The sequence below is a fragment of the Sporosarcina psychrophila genome (assembly GCF_001590685.1).
GTDB lineage: Bacteria > Bacillota > Bacilli > Bacillales_A > Planococcaceae > Sporosarcina > Sporosarcina psychrophila.
The window spans coordinates 4,345,452-4,365,355 of sequence record NZ_CP014616.1 but is presented as its reverse complement, the minus strand read 5'-3'; the positions used below and the strand labels follow the sequence as shown (position 1 = coordinate 4,365,355).

Annotated in this window: 19 protein-coding genes, 1 pseudogene and 1 other annotated feature; of the genes and pseudogenes, 15 read left to right on the top strand and 5 right to left on the bottom strand. The window is 39.9% G+C overall.

What is annotated here, in order from left to right; translation table 11 throughout:
- Positions 1–125 precede the first annotated feature (125 nt).
- From AZE41_RS20385 to AZE41_RS20375, 3 genes are read right to left on the bottom strand one after another with little or no spacing between them, the layout of a single operon-like run.
- Complete coding sequence (locus AZE41_RS20385) at positions 126–1,016, bottom strand: glycine betaine ABC transporter substrate-binding protein (RefSeq protein ID WP_067213509.1); 891 nt, start codon at positions 1,014–1,016, stop codon at positions 126–128.
- 2 nt (positions 1,017–1,018) lie between these two features.
- Positions 1,019–1,672, bottom strand: a complete 654-nt coding sequence (locus AZE41_RS20380; RefSeq protein WP_067213507.1) for an ABC transporter permease — start codon at positions 1,670–1,672, stop codon at positions 1,019–1,021.
- Complete coding sequence (locus AZE41_RS20375; RefSeq protein WP_067213506.1) at positions 1,669–2,799, bottom strand: betaine/proline/choline family ABC transporter ATP-binding protein; 1,131 nt, start codon at positions 2,797–2,799, stop codon at positions 1,669–1,671. Before AZE41_RS20375 ends, AZE41_RS20380 begins: the two co-directional genes overlap by 4 nt.
- A gap of 246 nt (positions 2,800–3,045) precedes the next feature.
- Between AZE41_RS20375 and AZE41_RS20370 the strand changes: the two genes are divergently transcribed.
- The 14 genes and pseudogenes from AZE41_RS20370 (at position 3,046) to AZE41_RS20310 (ending at position 15,484) form a co-directional block, all read left to right on the top strand.
- Positions 3,046–3,729, top strand: a complete 684-nt coding sequence (locus AZE41_RS20370) for a response regulator transcription factor (RefSeq protein ID WP_187046111.1) — start codon at positions 3,046–3,048, stop codon at positions 3,727–3,729.
- A gap of 15 nt (positions 3,730–3,744) precedes the next feature.
- Positions 3,745–4,767 (top strand): sensor histidine kinase, encoded by a 1,023-nt coding sequence (locus AZE41_RS20365; RefSeq protein WP_231885734.1) that lies wholly within the window; start codon positions 3,745–3,747, stop codon positions 4,765–4,767.
- Positions 4,768–4,869: 102 nt separating this feature from the next.
- Positions 4,870–5,658, top strand: a complete 789-nt coding sequence (locus tag AZE41_RS20360; protein WP_067213504.1) for an ABC transporter ATP-binding protein — start codon at positions 4,870–4,872, stop codon at positions 5,656–5,658.
- Entirely contained in the window at positions 5,636–7,615 is a 1,980-nt protein-coding gene (locus tag AZE41_RS20355; protein WP_231885733.1) for an ABC transporter permease, read from the top strand. The genes AZE41_RS20360 and AZE41_RS20355 overlap by 23 nt, the downstream gene beginning before the upstream one ends.
- A 136-nt stretch (positions 7,616–7,751) precedes the next feature.
- Complete coding sequence (locus tag AZE41_RS20350) at positions 7,752–8,891, top strand: VanZ family protein (RefSeq protein WP_067213501.1); 1,140 nt, start codon at positions 7,752–7,754, stop codon at positions 8,889–8,891.
- 53 nt (positions 8,892–8,944) lie between these two features.
- Positions 8,945–10,000 carry a DUF418 domain-containing protein gene (locus AZE41_RS20345; protein WP_067213499.1) on the top strand — a complete coding sequence of 352 codons (1,056 nt, stop codon included), beginning with the start codon at positions 8,945–8,947 and terminating at the stop codon, positions 9,998–10,000.
- Positions 9,997–10,353: a YxeA family protein gene (locus AZE41_RS20340; RefSeq protein ID WP_067213497.1), complete on the top strand. Its 357-nt coding sequence runs from the start codon at positions 9,997–9,999 to the stop codon at positions 10,351–10,353. The genes AZE41_RS20345 and AZE41_RS20340 overlap by 4 nt, the downstream gene beginning before the upstream one ends.
- A 797-nt stretch (positions 10,354–11,150) precedes the next feature.
- Entirely contained in the window at positions 11,151–11,669 is a 519-nt protein-coding gene (locus AZE41_RS20335) for a hypothetical protein (RefSeq protein ID WP_067213496.1), read from the top strand.
- Between the two features lie 524 nt (positions 11,670–12,193).
- Complete coding sequence (locus tag AZE41_RS20330) at positions 12,194–12,850, top strand: toxin C-terminal domain-containing protein (RefSeq protein WP_231885855.1); 657 nt, start codon at positions 12,194–12,196, stop codon at positions 12,848–12,850.
- Positions 12,851–12,902: 52 nt separating this feature from the next.
- Positions 12,903–13,403: a hypothetical protein gene (locus AZE41_RS20325; RefSeq protein WP_067213492.1), complete on the top strand. Its 501-nt coding sequence runs from the start codon at positions 12,903–12,905 to the stop codon at positions 13,401–13,403.
- Positions 13,404–13,540: 137 nt separating this feature from the next.
- Entirely contained in the window at positions 13,541–13,858 is a 318-nt protein-coding gene (locus tag AZE41_RS20320) for a helix-turn-helix domain-containing protein (RefSeq protein ID WP_067213490.1), read from the top strand.
- Between the two features lie 140 nt (positions 13,859–13,998).
- A complete protein-coding gene (locus AZE41_RS23740; RefSeq protein ID WP_082786754.1) occupies positions 13,999–14,325 on the top strand; it encodes an IS3 family transposase in 327 nt (108 codons plus the stop codon).
- 21 nt (positions 14,326–14,346) lie between these two features.
- Positions 14,347–14,706, top strand: a pseudogene (locus tag AZE41_RS23585) (DDE-type integrase/transposase/recombinase); the annotation flags it as partial.
- A gap of 460 nt (positions 14,707–15,166) precedes the next feature.
- On the top strand, positions 15,167–15,484 hold the full coding sequence (locus AZE41_RS20310) for a hypothetical protein (RefSeq protein ID WP_067213489.1): 318 nt from the start codon (positions 15,167–15,169) through the stop codon (positions 15,482–15,484).
- Positions 15,485–15,652: 168 nt separating this feature from the next.
- Here the strand turns inward: AZE41_RS20310 and argS are convergent, their stop codons facing one another.
- Together argS and AZE41_RS20300 are read right to left on the bottom strand one after the other, a co-directional pair.
- Positions 15,653–17,317, bottom strand: a complete 1,665-nt coding sequence (gene argS, locus AZE41_RS20305) for an arginine--tRNA ligase (RefSeq protein WP_067213487.1) — start codon at positions 17,315–17,317, stop codon at positions 15,653–15,655.
- A 62-nt stretch (positions 17,318–17,379) separates the two neighbouring features.
- Positions 17,380–17,584 (bottom strand) — a binding site (T-box leader).
- 416 nt (positions 17,585–18,000) lie between these two features.
- Positions 18,001–18,558 (bottom strand): spore coat protein, encoded by a 558-nt coding sequence (locus AZE41_RS20300; RefSeq protein WP_067213485.1) that lies wholly within the window; start codon positions 18,556–18,558, stop codon positions 18,001–18,003.
- A gap of 197 nt (positions 18,559–18,755) precedes the next feature.
- On the opposite strand from AZE41_RS20300, the gene AZE41_RS20295 reads away from it, so the two are divergent.
- Positions 18,756–19,613, top strand: a complete 858-nt coding sequence (locus AZE41_RS20295) for an MBL fold metallo-hydrolase (protein ID WP_067213484.1) — start codon at positions 18,756–18,758, stop codon at positions 19,611–19,613.
- Positions 19,614–19,904: the final 291 nt, after the last annotated feature.

Here is a 19,904-nt window from a genome sequence, read left to right as displayed (position 1 = left end):
TATTTTGATAGTGAGTGTTTTGCGAACCAGAAGAAGTATTCGGAAAAGTCCATGTCAAAGCTTTTAGGCAAAAAAATAAGCACCATGAAGGTACTTATTTTCAACCGTGTGTTCGAACCCACGGCTTATTTTTCTTTTATTAATCCTGACTCAATAAGGAAATTTGCCGCAACTTGTTCGACCATCATACCGTCATTGTCGACTTTCGCATTCATTTTCTGCATTGCTTCTTCATCAATCATTCCTTCAAGCATAATGAGCACCTCTTCAATTTCGGGGTACTCCACTAACGTCTCTTTCCGTACGATTGGAAGTGCATGGTATGGTGGGAAATAGGATTTATCATCCTCTAGTACACGTAAGTCATAATCTTGTAGCTGACCGTCTGTCGTATATGAGTTGATAACATCCACTTCTTTCGCGCCAATGGAACGGTACATGATACCATGGTCCATGCCTTTGACGTCTTTGAATTTCAGTCCGTATTCTTCTTGAAAGCCTGGTAAACCATCCGGGCGGTCGATGAATTCGAAGACTGCACCTAGTATGAAGTCCTCTGAAACTTTAGCGAAGTCACTGAATGTCACAACACCGAGTTCTTCGGCTCTTGATTCATCAAGGGCGAGTGTATACGTATTGTTGAAACCAAACGTATTGAACGCAATCATACCGTCGCCATCAACGAGTCGTTTCGTTGCTTCCAATGTTTCTTCGGCTGTGCCGGGATCTTCATGGTAATAGTTGACGACGATTGTCCCTGTATAGTCAGGAATAACGTCGATAAGGCCGTTTAACATAGCGTTCCAAACAACGTTGGAGCCGCCAAGGTTTTCTTTATAAATGACTTCAATATCTGTTTTATCTTCAATTAATTGCCCCATGACATGTGACAAAATGATACTTTCTGTATTGTTCCGTGAACCGAGTGTTAGTGACTCTTTTTCGATGAAAATACAGCCCGACAGCATACTCACAATGAGCACTGTCGAGAATAGAACTAGGAATTTCTTTTTCATAGTTACTTCAATCCTTTCGGCGTTGTCCAGCGTTCAATCCCACTAAAGAGTGTTTCTAGGATAATCGCAAGGATTGCTGCCGGGATTGCCCCAAGTAAAATCAAACCATCAATTCCACGAGTAATACCTAGGAAGATGAAATCACCGAGTCCACCTGCTCCGATGAAAGCGGCAAGTGTTGCTGTACCGACGTTAATGACTGCTGCTGTACGGATACCAGCCATGATAACGGGGATCGCAAGTGGTAGTTCCACTTTTAACAAGACTTGCATGCTTGTCATACCCATCCCTTTTGCAGCCTCGGTTGTTGCTTTGTCGACATCTTTAATACCAGTGTACGTGTTTCGGATAATCGGCAATAAGGAATAGAGGAATAGGGCAGCGATTGCTGTTTTTACGCCGATTCCGAAAATCGGGATCATGAAACCGAGCAATGCAAGACTTGGAATTGTCTGCATAACGCCCGCACCGCCAAGTACGATTGTCGTGAGCTTCGGAACGCGTGTAATAAGAATACCAAGTGTAATACCGAGGACAATGGCAATAAGCATCGAGAAGAAAACAAGTTGAATATGGACTGATGTCGCCTCAAGTACTTCTTTCCATCGCATTTGAGATTGTTCAACAAGTTGTTGCCAAATAGTTAATTTATTCATTGGATATCCCCCGTTTCTGTCCACTGGCTGGACATGGCGGACAACAGCGAACCTCGTGTAACAACGCCTACTAATTTTTGCGTTTTATCGATGACTGGAAGAATGCCGTAAGGTGCTTCATTCATCATGATAATAGCGTCTTTAGCCGTCGAAGTGTCATATAAAAATGGCTCTCGCGAAACCATGATCTCTTCAATTATTTTAATGTCGTCTAATTTTTTAATAAGATCATGTGCGGATACAATTCCAACTAATATATTGTCATCATCGACAACGATAAGATTCGTAATTTTTCGCTGACGGATGAATGAAAGTGCTTTCTCAGGTGACCATTGAGGGAGAGCGGTGTAAACCGATTCTGACATGATGTCGATAACGGGCATGAGTTCAGGGTTTTGGATAATCCGATGTTTCCCTATGAACTCCTCTACAAAGCCGTGGGCTGGTTCGTGAAGTAATTTCTCTGGGGTGTCCAACTGTAGCAGCTTACCATCTTTCATAATGGCGATGCGATCGCCCATTTTTAGCGCTTCATCCATATCATGTGTAACAAAAACAATCGTTTTTTTTAACTTCTTGTGCAAGGAGAGAAATTCATTTTGAAGTTGTTCACGTGTCAGTGGATCGAGTGCACTAAAGGGTTCATCCATCAGAATAACATCAGGATCTGCTGCAAGCGCTCTTGCGATACCGATACGCTGCTGTTGTCCGCCTGAAAGTTCCTTTGGATAGCGAGTTGCATAAATTTCAGGATCAAGACCAACTAATTCAAGAAGTTCGTTAACGCGCGCCTTAATTTCTTTGTCGTTCCAACCTTTTAGCTGGGGTACTATTGCAATGTTTTTTTCAATTGTATAGTGGGGGAAAAGCCCGATTTGCTGAATGACATACCCGATGTTCCGGCGTAGTTCAGAGGCGTTGTAGGAGTTGGTATCCTTACCGTTAATTGTGATTTTACCGCTTGTGTGGGGCTCCATTCTGTTAATCATTTTCATTGTTGTCGACTTCCCGGAACCACTTGGTCCAATGAGGACAAGAAACTCTCCTGTTGGAATATCGAAACTGACAGATTTTACTGCTTGAAATCCACCATCGAACACTTTGCTTACATTTTCAAATTTGAGCATGTGTACCTCCCTGTAGTTTTTCACAACGAATTTATTTCCGAATAGTAGATGAAAAAATCATTCGGAGTTAAAAAAAAGCAGACACTTTGCACTCCAGATAACGTTCGGAGTGATGTCTCACTCCTTTAGTATATCATATTCGGAGCGGGTTTTGAGTTTTTTTTGCATGATATCCCGGAAGTGTCCAAATTGCCTGTCTGTTGTATGTTCCTTTAGAATGGATAATAGAAGGGAAGTGCATCGGCAATGGATATGACAATTTTCGTCGTAGAGGACGATAAAGCAATTTTTGATTCACTGAAAGAGCGACTAGGGCAATGGTCTTTTAATGTAACTGGACCGAATGACTTTCATGATGTCATGGTCGATTTTATTAATGAAAAACCGCATCTTGTTATTATGGATATTCAGTTGCCTTCCTATGACGGCTTTCATTGGTGCCGCGAAATTCGTGCAATTTCGAAGGTACCTATTATCTTTCTATCATCGCGGGATCACCCGATGGATATGGTTATGGCGATGAATATGGGAGCGGATGATTATGTTCAGAAACCATTCCATTCAGATGTATTGCTTGCAAAAATTCAGGCACTCTTAAGACGGACATACGCATACGGTGAAGAAGCGCCGGATGTACTCGAATGGAATGGAGCGATGATTGACATGAAGCGCGGTGTCATCCGTTTAGGTGGCAATGAGGTCGAATTGACGAAAAATGAATTTTTCATATTAGCGGTGCTTGTTCAATCAAATGACGAGATTGTTTCACGGGATGAGTTAATCCGTAAGTTATGGGATGATGAACGTTTTGTTAACGATAATACATTGACGGTGAATGTTACGCGCCTCCGTCAAAAGCTCACGGAACTGGGCCTCGGTGAAGCAATCGTCACGAAAAAAGGACTGGGCTATATGGCGACTACGCTGTAGGAAGGGGCTATTTTTTTGTTTATAAGTTATCTGATGGATATGAAAAGTTGGATTCTCTTTTTTATAGCGGCACTCGGGTTTGCGGATATAGTTATTTGGCTGGACGCTGGAATCGATGCGGCATTTTCATCTGTTTTGTATTTTAACGTTTTACTGCTGAGTGTGTTCTTCACTTTTTTCATATGGCGCTATTTCAAGGAAATGAAGTTTATGAAAGCATTAATCCCGCCCAATGGAATAATTGAAGAAGATTGGCAAGAAGCGCTGCCGGAGCCGTTATCAATACGTGACACAATAACGAATAAGATGTTGCGGCAAGTTGCGGATGATTATACGAAAAGATTGTACGATTTAAAAGCAACTAACGTGATTGAAAGTGATTATACGGCAGCTTGGGTACATGAAGTGAAAGCACCGCTGACTGCCATGAAATTGGTGATTGAAGCCAATCGAAGTGAACCTGCATTGCAGAAAATCGAAACGGAGTGGCTACGTGTTCATTTGCTCATCGACCAGCAGTTATACATTTCCCGTTTGCCTTCTTTGGAATCGGATTATGTTGTCGGGAAAAGCGGCATCCACCAGCTTGTAGCTGCGGAAGTGCGCGAGCTTGCATCGTGGTGCAGGCAAAAAAATATGGCTATCGAATTTGAAGATGAAGCGATTGAAGTTGTAACGGATAGTAAATGGTGTCGGTTCATAATCCGTCAAGTGTTGACGAATGCAGTGAAGTATAGTCCGTCAGGCGGAACAATTTGGATCACAACAAACGTTGTAGAAAGTGGCAATGTGGTTCTAACTATAAGAGACGAAGGACCTGGTATTCCATCGCATGACTTGCCTCGGTTATTCGATAAAGGATTCACTGGCGGTACAGGAAGACTACATAATGCAGCAACAGGTCTAGGACTTTACCTCGCACAAACCGTTGCTATCAAGATTGGCATCACACTTACTGCACAATCCGAAGCGGGGCAAGGAACGACAATGCGACTGACATTCATGACTGAGAATGAATTCGACTCCGTACTAACGTGACGTTTATGTAACGTTGGACGACCTGTTTGTCATGCAAATCAAACGACCCAATGCACTAAGCGGGATAAGATAGGGACATAGCAAACAGGGAGGCCATTTCATATGAATGAAACACATACAACAAAAAAAACAGTTCTGCATGCGCAGAATATTCGAAAGTCCTATGGATCACGCAGCAATGTCCAACAAGTACTAAAAGGCATCGAACTTCGTGTCCATGAAGGTGAATTTGTCGGCATTATGGGTTCTTCGGGAGCAGGAAAGACAACATTGCTCAACGTCCTTGCGACGATTGACCGTACGACAGAGGGGTCTATCCTCATCGGTAATTCCGATATTTCGAAGATGAAAGATCGGGAACTTTCCGCGTTTCGTCGTGAAAAATTAGGATTCATTTTCCAAGACTATAATTTACTAGATACATTAACTGTAAAAGAAAACATCTTGCTACCTGTATCACTTGGTAAGATGAATAAAAAAGAAGCGGAAGCAGAGTTCACGGCAATCGCAGACATCCTTGGCATTAAAGACCTCGCACACAAATACCCGCACGAAATTTCAGGTGGTCAAAAACAGCGGACATCTGCTGCACGTGCTCTTATTAATAGACCCTCCATGGTATTTGCAGACGAACCAACAGGGGCCCTCGATTCCAAGTCAGCATCTTCCCTATTAGGCACATTAGAGGATGTCAATAAAAAGCGGGACGTCACAATCATGATGGTGACGCATGACCCACTTGCTTCGAGCTATTGCAGCCGCGTTGTCTTTTTGAAAGACGGCACCATTTACTCGGAATTGTACCGTGGCGATAAAACGAGACAAGTCTTCTTCCAGGAAATCCTGAAAGTTCAAGGCGTTCTCGGGGGTGACAGCGTTGACACTATTTGATCTTGTCATCCGCAGTATGCGGAAAAATATCAAGCATTATTATTTGTATTTCTTTGCACTGATTTTCAGTGTTGTCCTTTACTTTGTATTCGCGACGTTGCAATATGATTCTGCAGTTATTGAGCAGGCAAATAGCTCCATGAAGATGGATTCCGCATTCAAGGTGGCGGGCATTTTGGTTCTATTCATTGCTGGCATATTCGTTATCTACGCCAATTCGATTTTCCTTCGGAGAAGAAGTAGTGAAATTGGACTGTATCAATTGATTGGATTAACGAAAGGGGCAGTTGCACGGCTCCTTATTATTGAAAACACACTTCTTGGAGCCGGAGCGCTCGTTATCGGAATCGGTGTCGGGATGCTTTTATCCAGAGTATTTTTATTGATACTTATGAAATTGGTCGGCTTTAATGACATTGTAGAGCTATCGTTTTCGATGGGGGCCGTTTTACAGACAGCACTTGTATTCGTGGTTATCATTGCGCTTACATCGATTCAAATGGTGTTTAAAGTGTATCGTAATACATTGCTTAGCCTATTCAATGCAGACAAACAAGGGGAACAGCCGAAGAAGCCGAAAAGTGGGCTATCGGCAATACTTGCTTTTCTTGGTATCGGATTGATTGTCTTTGGTTATTGGTTATCGGCACATATGTTGAATGAATTGTTATTCTTTAATATGCTTGGCGTTTTATTCTCAACGATATTAGGAACCTATCTTCTATTCCGCGTGACAATCAGTTGGTTGTTCTATCAAGTACGAAAGAGAAAGCAAGGACATTTAGGACTTTCCAATAGTTTGTCACTTGCCTCACTCATGCACCGTCTAAAAGGGAATGCGAACTCGCTCACCATTATTACAGTTTTATCTGCAATGACATTAGCGATGCTTGCAGGTTCTTATTCGCTTTATTATTCAACGGAAAAAGAAACGCGCTACATGATGCCATTCGATTTTGCGTTTGAAGAAGGAGTGGCAACACCGCTTTCAGACAACGAAATATCTGCAGTGGACTTTGAGGTTGAGTTAAAAGAAAATGGAATTGATTATACAACTGGGACAATCGAGTTACTCGGAGTGGAAGGAACTCATGAAAAAGGTGTTTTCCCTGCATTTCTTGATATGAGGGAAGAAATTTTTAATGCCTATTTTGTAAATGCTAAGCAATTACGAAAAGCAGGTCTCGAAGTTGAATCACCAAAAGATGGATCTGTCATTTTTCATAATGCTTCCATGGTGGCTATGGCAAAAGATATAAAGATACCATTCGAGATGTATATTACAAGCGGTGAAACAGAAAGCATATTTACCGCTGTGAAATATGGTGAAGGGGACGTTGTGAACGCAGTTTGGGGATCTCAACTTGTAGTGAGTGATGCCGATTTTGAAAAGTATAAAAGAACGATGAAACCAGAAAAAATAGTAGAGATGACCCCAGAGAGTATAGTAAGGAATGTCCGCGTTTTTAATGTAGTAGACAAAGGCCAACTTGCCATTGCTTCTTCTATCCGTAACCCAAATCAAGACACCGTGTCGTCATACGGCACCGATTATTATTTGACGTATGTAAAATCCATGCAAAGTAATGGACTTCTCATCTTTATCGCCGGGTTTTTAGGGTTGGTGTTCTTAATTTCAACAGGTAGTATTTTGTACTTCAAACAAATGACGGAAGCTGAACAAGAGAAAAAAAGTTATGCAACACTTCGTCAACTTGGCTTTACGGTTAAAGATATTATGCGCGGAATTATCCGCAAACAAGTATTTGTCTTTGGCTTGCCGCTACTGATTGGTCTATTGCATTCTATCTTTGCGATAAAAGCGGCGTCGTTCCTATTCATGTCCGATATTACAGTACCTACAACGATTGCTATGGGCCTTTATGCATTGATTTACCTCGTATTCGCATTCTTGACTGTCGGCTATTATCGGAAAACGGTGAAAGCCGCACTATAATTGATTTTAACTTTACGAATAGTTCTAATTTCGAAGTGGCACTCTTTCATGTAAAAGTGGATTGGGTGCCATTTCCGATAAAAGGGATTCATTTCAAGAATACGTTAGAGGTAATGGTTAGGAAGGGGGGGGTTAATTGCAAACTCATATAATGCCAATTTTCATCGCATTTATTGTCTGTTTTATGCTCGCATCATTTTTGACTTTGCCTTGGGCAATCTACCAATACCGAAAATATGGGTACATTAGTTTTTGGCGTACGTTTTTGATAATTAGTTTCCTGTTTTACAGTTTAAGTGCCTTTTTTCTTGTGATTTTACCCTTACCTATAGTACGGAATAATTGTCAATTTGCAGATCCGATAATGTCGTATATGCAATTACGACCGTTTCAATTCATCCAGGATATAGCACATGATACAGGTGTAGTTTGGTCAAGGCCCTCTTCATATAAATCATTGGTTGGGGCTCTCTCGGTGTATCAAGTCGTATTTAATGTACTCCTATTATTCCCAGCTGGCGTGTTTTTACGTTATTTATTCAAAACGAAGGACAAATGGTTTTATGTGATTTTCATTGGATTCGGCGTGTCTTTGTTTTTTGAAATTACGCAGTTAACGGGTGTTTTTGGGATTTTTACATGTCCATACCGGCTGTTTGATGTCGATGATCTAATGGCGAATACACTTGGCACCTTTCTTGGCTTTCTTTTTGCACCCCTGTTTTTAGCGTTTATTCCTTCAAGAGATAAGTTAAATGAAGAGGATGAAACGCATATGAATGAAGAACAATCGACCATAGGTGCACAACTTTTTGGACTTGTTTTGGATATTATTCTAGTTAGGTTCATCACGGGTGTTGTTATGAATGTGATGAAATGGACAGGTACGTTTACCGAATTTGCGCTCTTTACGGTTGTCCTATTTGTGGGAATTGTAATTGTACCGATGATTTGGAAGGGCTATACACTAGGTTCAAGAATTGTTCGGATGAAATTACAGCCCGACACGACCAAATGGTTTACAAGTTTAAGCAGACGATACCTTGCGATTTACTTGCCTTATTTCTTCAGTGGACTTGCAGGTGTAGCAAATCAGTTTGCAAGTCAAGCAGAATTACTGTTACTCCTTTTCTCAATCGGACTTGTTTTTTTATCAGTGCTTTTATGGATGACTGTAATCGGACATATACTAATTCGTTGGATAAAAAAAGACAAGCCACTTTATTTTAATGAGTATAGCAATATAATTTCTTTAAGAAGACATACAAAAAATTAAATGAATAAAGAAGGCGGAATTCTTATTCTACCTGTAAGAAAGAGGAATGTTGGATGAACCCATCAATCGCAAAAAAAGAACGAATTATTTCATTGGATATTATCCGTGGAATCGCATTGTTTGGTATTATGCTTATTAACATACCTGCTTATCAAGTTGTTATGGAAGGTGATATTCTCCCCGTAAATAGTGGTATGAATCATTATGTAGATATGCTCATTCATATCCTGGTGGAAAAGAAATTCTTCTCCATATTCTCCTTCCTGTTCGGTATCGGTTTCTACATTTTTACATCACGTGCCCAGCAGCGTGGAGATAAGCCAAGATGGCGTTTTGTTCGCCGTTTGCTTAGCTTATTGGTACTCGGTATCATTCACGCAATCATATTTTGGGGATCTATTTTAGCAGCCTATGCTGTTATCGGATTTCTTCTCCTCCCATTTTACAGGGTACAAATCTCGACCATCAAAAAATGGCTGGCAGGCTTCACTTGCGTTTACCTGATTGCACTGATTATGGCGTTAGTCATTCCGACAATGGCCAGTTCCATGGCTTCAATCGGAAATGATACAGTGCTGGTCTACATTATGTTTTTGGCAGGTTTCTTAGTTGCAAAAGCGGACTGGCCACGACAAATTGGCCGATTGCAAAAGCAAGTCAGATGGATTCAGATTGTGACACTGCCAATCGTCATTGGTTTTTCTGTATGGATTTGGATAGCAAAGCAACAAGGTGTAGATAGTGTGGAGTTAATCATTTCTCTTGGCACAATTCCTACCGTGCTGTTTTATCTGGCAACGATGTTCTTATTGCTAGAAAATAAAAACATTGTACAACTACTGCAACCAGTAGCTCGTGTTGGTCAAATGGCTTTGACTAACTATGTTGCTCAAAGTTTCATTGCTTTGGCAATTATGTCACTAATGGGCATCAAATTTGCATCTTCAAGTCAGACCGTCTTGATTGCCAGTGTTATTTTCATTATCCAAATACTTTTTAGTGTCCTATGGATTAAATTTTTCAAGATGGGGCCATTGGAGAAAGTATGGCGTCTTATGACCTATGGAAGAAAAAATTCAACTACGAATAGAAAAGGAGCAAAATCATGAAGAAAGTATTCGCAGCAATTGCAATCATAGTTGTTATCACTGGTTTCCTAATAGCCTTGAGATCAGTGGGCTTCAATCGATTAGGCGCAGAAAGTTATTATGTTCAAATCACGGAAAGTAGTACTAAACTCGAGGACAAATCACCTAGCGGAGAGCTATATGTTCGATACGAATACACACTGCCTGCATTTGATAAAAAAGGAAATGAAAAAGAGTTTACGTTTACAGGTGATCATGAATTGCGTAAAGATGCATATTTGGAGTTGTTTATAAAGAAAGGAAAGGGAGTAACTTCCTATCAAGAAGTGAAAAAGGAAGAGATTCCCGCAAAGGCAAAGGACATGTTGAATTGAATGAAAGATGAATTCTTAGGTGATTAATATTTATTAAATCATGAATATTATACAGATAATTGCTATAGCAACTTTGATAATCGCGTTAAAGGTTAAAGGTTAAAGGTTAAAGGTTAAAGGTTAAAGGTTAAAGTATGAGTATTGGGTTTCTATTTTGAAAACGGCATCGATATCGTTATCTTCGGTATCACTGTATCAACTATATACGGAAAAAGTAGTAAACATTGCATTGGAAAGTTAGTCGAACAAGATGGCGACAATCAAGTGTAAACGGATTAGTTATTTGAAATTCCTTGAATTAGCAGAATAGGAAAGCATCAGACTATAAAAACACCGGATTCCAATTAGGAATCCGGTGTTTTTACTAGCGATTGGAAATTGTGTTATTATTTACAAAAATATGAAATTTGTGAGGTGAAAGTACAAGGATTCCCAACAAGGCTTAAATAATACAAGAATTCTTTTTATTTTGATATTCCCTCCATCTTTAAGATGCAATTTTACTTTTTTCGGATATTAAAAATAGAAGGTATGTGAGAAATATAAAATCCGCCTGTCGATAAAAGAAGTATCAGACAGAGGTTTCCGAATTTTAATTTTTCACTTTTTCAAAGCGAAATGTTTATTTTATTACTCACGTTTGTTTAGGTGCTTGTCGCGAAAGGCTAATGGTTAGCGAACAAAGTAAGGTGGATTATTTCTGTTTTGGGGTAGAGAATAATAAAAATCTTAATGAGAAAGTGAGGTATCACTATGTTTATGGATGCGCTAATGGTTGGTCTAGCGAATGATTTTATATGGACGTACATACGGATGTAGCTAAGCAAATCGATGGCATTAGAAAGGATCCTCTTGCGAGCGCATTGAATACAGCAGACTATAAATACAGTAGTGCAACTCCGAGGGGGTGGACCTTCGTTGGCGACAGCGATGAACCACTTGATCAAAGCATTTTCGACTTTGTGAAATCCAAATCATCGGCCAAGAAACCTCATTCACAACCGGTTCCCAAGACAGTTACAACAGATTCACATGCTATTCATCGGCAATTCACCGATGACGAAATGCGAGCCATCAAAGAGATGTTAAAATCATGGCAAGAATCAGCTCCAGTAATTAAAAGGGAGCCAACGCTTCATGAACGTATTAAACAACTTCCACAAGAAGAGAGAACGCGAAAGACCATTGTGATTGATCAAACTATTGGGGAGCGCTTTGATGTGTTTTGCGAAGCGGAACACCTCAATAAATCGGACATTTTAAATTTAGCGTTGGTTGATTTTATGGATAAATTCGAATGCCCCTCATTGAGGTAAATCTGCATAATTATTCAGGTAGACAGGCCTGACGTTCACCAGAAAGCCCGTTAACTCAACAATGTATATTTGATGCATACAGAAAACAAAGGACCGTTGGAGATGAAATGAGGGTTTATAAGGGGTTATGGCGTATGATCAACTTCCGAGAATTCTTATTGCGTAAAGAAGTTAACTACTTCCGTGAACAGGCATTATGTTAACCTATTCTGTATTGTTTAATGAAACGAGGGTGAATAGGAGACTGCAACCCCTGTTGGATTTCCCCCAAATAAAATTCGAGTATAGCCAATTCGGTTTCTTTTCGAACGATTTCTTTCTCTACGTGGAAGTCTGCCAGTAGAGTTGCGACATTTCCCGTTGATAATTGCCACGTCTTGTTCTCTTTCTGCAACAAAATAGAAGAAAAATATACATTTAAATTGGTAAAATGATACATAATAACCTGTATTTAGTTAATCCTGTGTGTAATAATTGATTTTGGCTTTAATGTAAATATTTGGAGGTAGTTATGAGTGGAAAAGATGAAAAAAGTTATTACGTTATTAAGTCTTTTAGTTTTATTCAGCACCACTATTTTGGTTCCTTTAGCAAGTGCAAAAGAAAGAGAGGTTCTAACTTCCACCGATCTTAACCGACTGGAAGAGAGCCCACAAAGTGAGCTTACTGAGTATGATTTGAAAGTACTCGAAATAATAAAAGAGTTAGAGTCATCCGATGAAGGAGTTTTATCAGAAGATTATCAAGGAGATGATATATATACTGTTTATGGAGGAACCATAGCGGCTGGTAAATATGTCATCCCGGGTATTGGAACAGTTATGGTACTTATAACAGGTGCTGTTATTATTGGAGATGTGATGTGGGAAGCCACTACTTCAGTTGCAAAGAATATCATAAATTTACTTTTTTCTAAAAATGATCCTGTATACAAGACAGATAAGGAAGCAGAAGCAGCTGCAAAAAAACTTGGTTATAAAAAAATTAGTGAGAAATGTGGTAAAGCCGCGATTTTTGATAAGGTGAAAAAATCCACAAAAGGGCCTGGTTTTATATCTCGTGATATAGATAATCATAGCGGTAAGGCTGCTTGGAAAGGTGGCACTTCGCCGCAAAATCTCTGTTCAAAAGATAGAAGGAGTGGTACGTATGATACGAAACTCGACAGGGTCGCCGACTAAATCCATTAATACTAAGTCCGGGGTTCTCCTAACTGAACCGTGGAGTTCTTCTATGTATTTTGATGCACCCATGGAGAATCGTGTTAGATTCTCAACGGATTATTTTAGTGAAGTTCGAGTAAAAGGTATTCAAAAGTTTATTAAAGACCTCACGTTGGGTGAGCCAACTATCGATCTATTCATTTCCCTAGAATACAATAGGAGAAAGAAATATATTGCTAAAAACTTATCAAAGCGTATATGTTTAGTTAATTGGAAAGAATATAAACTAACAAGTGAAGAGTTTGATCTTGACGATGGGTTTGGTAAGATTGCATCAATAAAAGATGTACCAGTAAGTGAGGCAATCTTATATACAATAGATGTACTTCTCAATAAAAACACTTGTGCTTTCAATGCTTTATTTATTATTGTTACGAGTAAGTATCTGATCCATTTCGGAGCGAGCGGAGACGTAATCAATATCCTTTCTAAAGACCCTAAGAATATTGATTATATAAAAATGGGTTATAAGGGTATTTTTGATACTGTTCACGATGAACCTTTAAGCTGAAATCAAAGTCAAGATGATTTGTTAAAAAGCGACCTATCCATATATCTGAACTGGACTAGCCTAAATTATTGAGATAATATAAAACACCTTCGGAGTGGTACATTTGTAAAATGTACTTACATCGGAGGTGTTTTTGCATGGGTAAAAACGTATATTCAAGCGAAGTTAAATGGGCAGTTGTTAAAGATAAACTAAGTGGTGAATTGACAACTAATGAAATTATGGAAAAACACGGAATCAAAAATAAATCACAGGTTGAAACTTGGATGAAATGGTACCGTGCGAAAGAAATTTATCGATTTGATCAGCCAATCGGTAAACAATATACATTTGGTCACGGTCCCGAGTTAGCCAGTGAAGACGACAAGCGGGAACATCAATTATCTCATTTGAAGATGGAGAACGAAATCTTGAAAAAGTACATGGAGATCGAAAGGGAGTTAAAAAAGAAATAGTTCTACAGAGTGTAGAGAAACTTAAAAAGAAGTACACGATTACAGCCATTTTGTCCGCGTTAGGAGTACCACGGGCGAACTATTATAGATGGTGTCTTCAAGCTATCAATAAGCCGCTTTCAGTAGAAGAGGAATCCATTATGGAACTGTGTAAAAGCACTAGGTATCGGAATGGTCATCGAAAAATAAAGGCTATATTGAAGCAGAAATATAATATAGAATTGAATCGCAATACAGTTCAGAACCTCATACAAAAGCATAACTTACAGTGCCGTATCAAGCCAAAACGGAAGTGGAAATCCCAAGGTGAAAGTATCATAATTACCTCTAATCTTCTTAACCGCGATTTCAAGGCTAGTAAACCGAACAAGAAGTGGGTGACAGACATCACATATATCCAATATGGCAGTACTACAAAATATCTTTCGACTATTATGGATCTATTCAAGAACGAGATTGTCGCTTAAAAATTATACGATCATCAACAAACCCCGCTCGTGATTGACACGTTAAAGGAGGTGCTGGCTGTCCGTAATCACCCCGAAGGCGTGATTGTGCATTCAGATCAAGGAAGTGTCTACACGTCATATGCATACCAGGCCTGCATTAAGGATAACGACCTCGCCAGCAGTATGTCGCGTAGAGGAAACTATTGGGATAATGCGGTGATTGAATCTTTTCATTCGAACTTGAAGTCTGAGGAATTTCAATATGTTAAATTTAATTCATTACGTAATCAAGACGTAACTGAGCGGGTAATTACCTATTTAAATTATTATAATGAAGAACGTATCCAAGAAAAATTAGGCTACCTAACACCCATAAAGTATGGTGTCATGGCAGCCTAATAAAGGTGTTTTATATGTGTCACATATCGCTATGTCAGTCTACTCAGGTGGTTTTTTAATTTTGTACAGGTTTGTGTTGGGGGAAAATGGTATACTTTGTGGTTAGTGATACGTTCCAATGACTATAAATGTTGACATAGAGAATCCTCTCAACAACGCTTGGCACTTGAGGATGCCTCCCGCAATAAGCCAAACAGAAAACCGCTGTCAGTCTTATTGCTTCGGCTAACCCTATGAGGCACCTTCGATGGAGATTATATAGAATCATTAGTTCAACATATATAAGATTGGATTAAGAAGTAGGAGAGGTTTGATAGGGTAGAAATACTTAGAGTTCAAAAAAACAGATACTCTGCTACAAAAAATATACCAAATAAGTTTTTGAACAATAGGAGAAAAAGAGTTGGAAAAGAGATTCGTATTTTGGCCTAATATAATAGATGAGTAAGGAGGAATAAAATTGTCAGCTTTGAAAAGGGATGCTATTACATTTTTTAAAGTGTTAATTTATTTGGCTATTGGTTTCATCCTAACTGAAAATGTATTAGGAGTAATTTATGAAGATTTCGGGATTAGTTTTATGGGGAACGTATGGGTTAATTGGTTCGGGTTGTCGTATCTTTTGTATTTTTTCTATACAACAATCCGTGTACTATTTACAAATGAAAATAACCAATTGTTTAAAAAACGTATGAAATCCAAGGTTTTTTGGGTACTTTTTATTGTCTCGGCTTATGTCGTCTTTATTCCTTTTAATAAAGGAGAAAATCCATTCTAGCTCAACTAATGATAGTTAGTTGAACAAAGAACAAGTAATCAACAAGAGAATTTAATGGATCGCGCTAGTGAAATACCAAACGTAAATGTTTGGCGTTTTCACTAGCGCTTTTTTTCTGTTTTTTTACCGCTGAACAGACCTGTTGACTTCGGTATGATTTATTTCCGATCACATCTCCTCGGGTGCCTTCATGCCTAACAAACGTAACACCTCTTTCAAGACAATCGCGGTACTCGTGATCAGCGCAATTCTGTACGGTAGATGGTCTGTATCTGAGAGCACTTTGACATTGCCGTAAAACGAGCTAAAAGTTTGAGCGAGATCGATTGCATATTTTGCGATGATGGAAGGGTCTAAATCATTCGCAGCGCGCTTGACTGTTTGTGGGAATTGCTCCAATGCTCGAATGATTTCCCATTCGAAATCATTGACGTCACCCACGCTATAGGGCTGTATGTCGCCAGCTTTTCTTAACACTGATTTGGCCCGTGCGAAAGCATATTGGACGTAGGGACCGGTTTCACCTTCTGTCTGGAGCATTGTTTCTAAGTTAAATTCGATATCGTGTTTGCGATGTTGTTTCAGGTCACCGAAAATGATGGCACCGACGCCAACTTCTTCAGCGACTTGCGCTTTATTCGCTAAGTTTGGATTCTTCGTTTCAATTGTCGACTGTGCAAGTGAAATCGCCTCATTCAAAACTTGTTCTAGCAAAACAATTTTCCCTTTGCGGGTGGACATCTTTTTTCCGGCTTTTAATATGAGACCGAAAGGAATGTGCTGGATATCGTCTGCCCACTCGTAGCCCATTTTACCGAGTACTTTCTTGAATTGTGTGAAGTGGAGACTTTGTTCATTTCCAACGACATAGAGAGATTTCACGAAATCATACGTTTCTTTTCTATCGATTGCAGTGGTTAAATCGCGTGTGGCGTATAACGTCGCGCCATCTGACTTCATAATCAAACAAGGCGGCATATCCTCACCCAGTTCAACGACGAGTGCACCATTCGATTCTTTTAAAAGTCCTTTATTCGCCAAATCTTTAACGATGGGTTCCATCTTGTCATTATAGTAGGCCTCGCCGTTATAGGAATCAAAGGCGATACCGAGTAAATCATAAATGCGTTGAAATTCCTTGAGGGATTCCGTTTTGAACCACTTCCATAATGCCAGCGCTTCTACATCTCCGCCTTCCAGGGCTTTGAATGCCGCTCTGCCTTCGTCGTTAAGGGAGTCATTTTGTTCCGCTTCTTCGTGGAAACGGATGTACAGTTTTAGCAGCGTCTGGATTGGCGCTTGTTGGACCTCTTGTTCGTTGCCCCATTTCCGATAGGCTGTCAGTAGCTTGCCAAACTGTGTGCCCCAATCGCCGATATAATTGATTTTCACGGTCTTAAAACCATTCTTTTCAAGTAGTAGCCCAATCGAATTCCCGATGACTGTGGAGCGCAAATGCCCCATGGAAAACGGTTTTGCAATGTTGGGGGATGACAAATCGATTGTGACAATCCCACCATTTCCTTCATTAGATGAACCATAGGAAACGGATTGATCTAGAATTTTCTGCAGTAGGGCACTGGTAATAGCGGTACGGTTCAGAAAGATATTCACATATCCGTTAACGGCTTCTGCTTTACGAATTAATGGATGATTGATTGCCAGGGCGATTTCATTGGCAATGACAACAGGCGATTTTCTAAGTTCCTTTGCGAATGGGAAGCATGGTAATGCCAAATCGCCTAAATGTGCATGGACAGGCTTTTCTAGCATGTTTTCATCCAAGGGAATCGGACTAAATTGTTGCAGCACTTGCAAGACATCCATTTTCATTTTCAACACTCCTTTTGGTTGATTGAACTAAAAAAGCGTAAAAAAAAGCCCTCATCTCAAATTAATGAGACGAAAGCTTACTTCCGCGGTACCACTCAAATTGCCCGTATAGGGCCACTTCCTCATAACGGCGAGACACCGGCTTTTCCTAAAAAGCTTGGAAAAGCATCTCCGAAGTGCGGTTCACAAGTATTCTTCACCGGGCTTCCACCATCCCCAGTTCGCTGAAAAAGAAATAATTGCTACTCTCTTCATCAATGATATTGTATGTGATCATAGCAAGATGACGAATCAGTGTCAACGAGTTTTAAAAATACAGAAATTTGGAAAAGAGATCTCTAAGTAAATAAAACAAACATGTTAATTGAGAAAATCATGTTTGTTTAGGTGCAGGTGGCACTGAAAAAGTACAATTTCCTTCCATCCCGTTGATTTCCGTTCCGAGCGGACGCTCTCCGCGGGCAGAAATTAAGGCATTCTTGCCCGTGCTCCCAACGCTAGCGCTTTTGCTCGCAAAAGCCGTTCTTCGTAACGGCTCTTCCTGCGGGGTCTTTAGCCAAGGAAGAGTGAACTTTCTCTTCCTATCCGCTGTTCCCGCTGGAGTCGCCGCTCTTCACTACAATCAACTAGTTCTTACTAAAAAAAGAACTTATTCAGTGGCTTCGTTTAGGTGCACTGTCACCTTAAAAAGACTCGGGAATTGGCAAGTACATGGTCGCGATTACAGTAGTCGCTTCTGCGGTCGCAGGCATTAATGGGTAATATCCATTTTTAACCATGTACTGCCATATATCATAAGCATGACGATTACTATTCATGAAAGCATTTTCTAAAAAATGTCTTAAATCAGGATTCGCACACTCGACAGCTGCCGCTCCATAATTTTTGGCTGAGCTTTTTTGATTGAGTAAATAGGCGGTGGCGATTTCCCGATCATTGTGGGTTTGAACGGATGTTCTTGGTTGTTCCGGTTGAATTGGGACGGGCGCTTTTGTGAAATCCTGGAGCGTCGGTTTTAAATCATCGGGGCTGAATTTACTAATTTCTGGCGTTGTCTCGCTTTGCACAAACTCCACCTTCAAATTATAGTCTTTTACATGTTGCGGAAAGTGACGAGTTAATAGTTCTTTCAATTCTGGATCTTGAGCCTGATTAATAAACGCGCCCATACATGTGACAGTGTTGAAGCATCCTGCAATCAATTCACTCAATTCATATAGCTCATGTCCCGCCAATTTCATTGCTTTTTCCTCCTTGAATTTTATTTGATCTATCCGATACTATCCTTTGCAATGAAGGAATTTGTATACGTTTTTCATTAACCAAGAATGGCTGGATAGTTTTTTGTAGAGGTATAACCTCTATTTTGTATTGCTAGTATAAAAAATACGTTTAGCAACAAAATAATGGTGATTCGGCATGAAATGGAGGTGAAATTGTGGACAATAAAATTTCATACGGGGAAGACTATAAATTCATCCCTGCAACGTCGGTAGAAAGCGGAAATGGAACGGAAGTGCTACCAGACTTATACAGTCATACGGTGCAAATTGTGAATATTTGTTTAGTTGGACATCCTGAAACAAAAGAATTTGTCTTGATTGATGCAGGCATGCCCCACTCGGCTAATAAAATCATCTCCGTTACCGAAAAACGTTTTGGTACTAATAGTAAACCGATGGCCATTATTTTAACCCATGGTCATTTTGATCATGTTGGTGCAATTATCGAATTAGTAAGGCACTGGGATGTGTCCGTATATGCTCATGAATTAGAAATGCCTTTTCTGACGGGTAAAACGAGTTATCCTGAACCGGATACAACTGTAGAAGGCGGTATGATATCTAAAATGTCATCCATGTTTCCAATCAAACCAATTAACTTAGAGAATTATGTAAAACCACTCCCTGAAGACGGCAGTGTCCCTCATTTACCTGGATTCCGATGGATTCATACCCCTGGTCACACACCGGGACATGTGTCGCTTTTTAGAGATGAGGATAGGGCTCTAATTGCAGGGGATGCATTTGTTACGGTAAAACAGGAGTACCTTTATAAGGTGTTAACGCAAGAACAGGAAATAAGCGGTCCCCCAAGGTATTTGACAACCGATTGGTCAGCCGTAAGGAATTCTGTTGAAAAGTTAGAATCCTTGAAACCTTCTATCGCCATCACTGGGCATGGCTTGCCTATGGTCGGCGAGTTGTTGACAGATAGTTTACGGAGGCTTGTGGAAGAGTTTGACCGTATTGCCATACCCGACCACGGGAAATTTGTTGATAAAAGCATCGATTGATGAAACGGCCGAGACGACAATGATGGTGGGGTAAATTGTTAAATAAACAATAGGTTATGTTTGTAGGTACGGGCTATCATACATCCTGTAGGTGGATTTAAGCGATTTATATAACAACAACGTTAAAGGGAGTGTTTACACATGAAGGACGATAAGAACACATCGTACGGGACGATAAGAACGTCTGGGACGAATTAATCGTAATCAAAATCATATGATCTGTATCGCAAAATTTAACTAGTTGCGATACTGGTTCTATTTAAAAAAGATAATAAGCAAAGGCTCAAATTA